Annotated in this window: 3 protein-coding genes; 2 read left to right on the forward strand and 1 reads right to left on the reverse strand. The window is 47.8% G+C overall.

All coding sequences use genetic code 11. The features are described from left to right. Window positions 1-319 (reverse strand): LysR family transcriptional regulator (locus MHN01_RS20750; protein WP_239413165.1); only part of this gene is annotated, 319 nt, incomplete at its 3' end. 133 nt (window positions 320-452) lie between these two features. Between MHN01_RS20750 and MHN01_RS20755 the strand changes: the two genes are divergently transcribed. Further along, entirely contained in the window at window positions 453-1,544 is a 1,092-nt protein-coding gene (locus MHN01_RS20755) for an efflux RND transporter periplasmic adaptor subunit (RefSeq protein WP_239413167.1), read from the forward strand. A 3-nt stretch (window positions 1,545-1,547) separates the two neighbouring features. Next, window positions 1,548-3,460: efflux RND transporter permease subunit (locus MHN01_RS20760; protein WP_239413168.1), on the forward strand; the 1,913-nt coding region annotated here is incomplete at its 3' end.

Here is a 3,460-nt window from a genome sequence, read left to right on the forward strand (position 1 = left end):
CAATGTTGAGCAGGTTGGGAAGAGGCAGTACCTGAATACGTAGATGACCGGTAATTTCCTGCTTTGGTGCTGTGGCTTTTTCAATACTGAGTTCGAGCTGGTTAAGAGCGGACTTGGAGTTCTCATAAAGAATGTTGCCGGCTTCAGTCAGCAATATCGATCGATTCTGTCGGTGAAATAGTTGCAAATTCAGCTCATCTTCCAGTCCTTTCAAACGACGACTGATACTTGACTTAGGCAAATTAAGTATTTTTGATGCCTTGCTCATACTGCCTGTTTCTACTATCTGATGGAATAGTTTGAGATCTTCTGTCTTCATTGGGTATGCCTAAATCGTATGAAATCGGTTGTTGTACCGAAATCCGGAACCGAGAGTCTTTAATTGTTTTGTATTTATGAACACTCTAGCACGATAGAATTGTTATAGAAATCACAATAATGGAAAGACTTTTATGAAATCGGCCTCTTTGAGTGCTCTCGCTCTTTTGATCTCAAGCACTCTTCTTACCGGGTGTGGTTTTGCGGAAAGTGCCGCCCCACAGCAAGATAAAGCGCGTCCGGTGAAGCTAATGACTATCGGAGATGCATCCAGCCAACAGACACGAATTTTCCCGGCCAGAGTAGCGGCTAGCCAGCAGGCAGATTTGGCATTTCGTATTAGTGGCGAGTTGGTTCAATTGGACCTGATTGAAGGACAAAAGGTGGAAAAGGGCCAGCTATTGGCACAGTTGGATGAGCGTGATGCCAAGAATGCCTTAATGGATGCAGAAGCCAATTATGAACTGGCAGCTGTCGATTTTAAGCGTAAAGAAGAGATCTATAAACGTAAGCTGATCTCCAAGGCGGAATACGATACCGCCAAAGCCACACTAAAGTCAGCCAAGGCGGCATTGGCAACTGCTCGCGATCAGCTTGACTACACACGACTGACAGCGCCGTTTTCCGGTATTGTCGCCAAGGTTGCGCTGGATAATCATCAGATGATCCAGCCGACACAGGTTGTTTTGTCTCTTCAGGGAGACCAGTTGCTGGATGTGCAAATCCAGGTGCCGGAATCCTTGTTGCTGACACTTAATAACAAGGGGTTGAGTGAGAAGTATCAACCTCTGGTGCGTTTCGGATCGCAAGATGCACTTTACCCGGTGTCCTATAAAGAGCATGCCAGCAAGGTCAGCCCGGGCACCCAGACGTATGAAGTGGTATTTAGCCTTGTTCGTCCTGAGAGCCTCAACGTATTGCCGGGTATGAGTGCCGAGTTGTTGTTTGATATGGCGGTAATGAACCAGGAGACGAGCTCAGTTATTGCTGTGTTGCCTCAGAGCGCCATTTTTCGAAGTGACGAAAAACAGCAAACGAGTGTCTGGCGCTACAATGCGGAAAACCAAAAGCTGGAATCAGTAGAAGTAATACTCGGACAGGTACGTGCACAGGGAATTGAAGTACTGTCAGGCATCAATAAAGGCGATCAGATCGTCGCTGTTGGGGCCAGTGTGTTAAAGCAGGATATGGATGTGAAACCACTTCGTTGGGAGCGGGGCGTTTAATCCATGAATGTTGCTCATTACAGTATTAAGAACAAAGTGATCAGCTGGATGTTTGTTCTGCTGATGTTAATTGGCGGGGCTGTTTCGTTTACCGGCCTCGGCCAGCTGGAGTTTCCTGAGTTTACCCTCAAAAGTGCGCTGGTAATTACACCATATCCCGGTGCCTCGCCAGAACAGGTCGAAGAAGAGGTGACGCTACCGCTGGAAGATGCTATCCAGCAGATGCAGCAGGTAAAGCACATTACATCGATAAACAGTGCCGGACTGTCTCAAATTGAAGTGGAAATGCAGGAGCGTTACGACGTGACTATGCTGCCGCAAATTTGGGACGAGCTGCGCCGCAAGGTCAATGATGCTGTTGTAAAGCTGCCACCTGGTGTTGTACCGCCGATGGTTATTGATGATTATTCTGATGTGTTCGGTATTCTGATGAACATCAAGGGGGAAGGGTATACCTATCGTGAGCTCGAGAACTATGCCGATTTTCTGCGCCGTGAACTGGTACTGATCGATGGTGTGAAGAAAGTCTCTGTTGTGGGGGGGCCACAAGAGCAGGTTGTTGTTGAAATCAGCCAGCAGAAGCTAGCCGCAATGGGGCTGGATCAGAACTATATCTACAGCCTGATCCAGACTCAAAATGTGGTTTCTAACGCCGGTAAGATCCGTATTGGTGACGGCCGAATCCGAATTCATCCGACAGGTGAGTTTTCAGGCGTGAAAGAGATGGAACGTATGCTGGTCAGCCCTCCGGGTAGCGGTGACTTGGTTTATCTGGGTGATATAGCCAAGGTCTATAAAACGATAACGGAAACGCCAGACCTGCTGTACCGCAATATGGGAGAGCGTGCACTGTCGCTGGGTATTTCGTTCAGCACCGGAGTAAACGTCGTTGATGTCTCTAAGGCGATTGCTGATAAAATTGAACAGCTGGAAAGTCGCCTTCCGATGGGGATGGCACTGAATACTGTTTATGATCAGGGTGCTGTGGTAGATGTATCGGTCACCGGGTTTCTGGTGAACCTTGGCCAGTCAGTCGCTATTGTGATTGTCATCCTGCTGGTGTTTATGGGGCTGCGCTCTGGGTTACTGATGGGAGCGGTATTGCTGTTGACCATCTTCGGTACCTTCATCGTGATGAATGTGCTGGGAATCCAGCTGCAAATTATCTCTCTGGGGGCACTGATCATTGCACTCGGAATGCTGGTTGATAATGCCATTGTGGTAACCGAGGGCATTCTGATCGGCTTACAGCGCGGTCAGACTCGATTGGAAGCAGCTGGTGATGTGGTAAAACAAACCCAGTGGCCGTTGCTTGGCGCGACTGTCATTGCCATCTTGGCGTTTGCGCCAATTGGTCTGTCGCAAGATGCGACCGGTGAGTTCTGTGCGTCATTGTTCAAAGTCCTGTTGATTTCGCTATTTATCAGCTGGATCACTGCGATTACGATTACGCCGTTTTTCTGTTATTTGTTATTTAAAGATGGTAATACCAGCAGCGATGAACCTCAGGAGCTGTATAAAGGCTGGTTCTTTAATGCCTACCGAGGCATTTTGAGCTTCGCTATGCGTTTTCGTGTACTGACTATCTCGACTGTGGTTGTCATGTTGGTTGCCGCCTTGTTCGGGATGGGCTATGTCAAAAATGTATTCTTCCCACCGTCTAATACGCCAATTTTCTTTGTGGATGTCTGGATGCAGGAAGGAACAGATTCACGCGGTACAGAAGCGTTTGTCAGTGAGCTAGAAAAGGATTTGATGGCATATGATCAGCAGCATCATATGGGTTTGAAGAACCTGACATCTGTTATTGGACAAGGCTCGCAGCGATTCGTATTACCTTATACGCCTGAAAAAGGGTATGCAGCTTATGCGCAGTTAATTATTGAAATGGATGATCGGGAATCGCAGGTGGCTGC

The organism is Photobacterium sp. OFAV2-7 (genome assembly GCF_022347985.1).
Taxonomy (GTDB): Bacteria; Pseudomonadota; Gammaproteobacteria; order Enterobacterales; family Vibrionaceae; genus Photobacterium.

Coding starts and splice junctions, on each gene's coding strand:
- MHN01_RS20755 (WP_239413167.1), top strand. CDS start 453: ATGAAATCGGCCTCTTTGAGTGCTCTCGCTCTTTTGATCTCAAGCACT.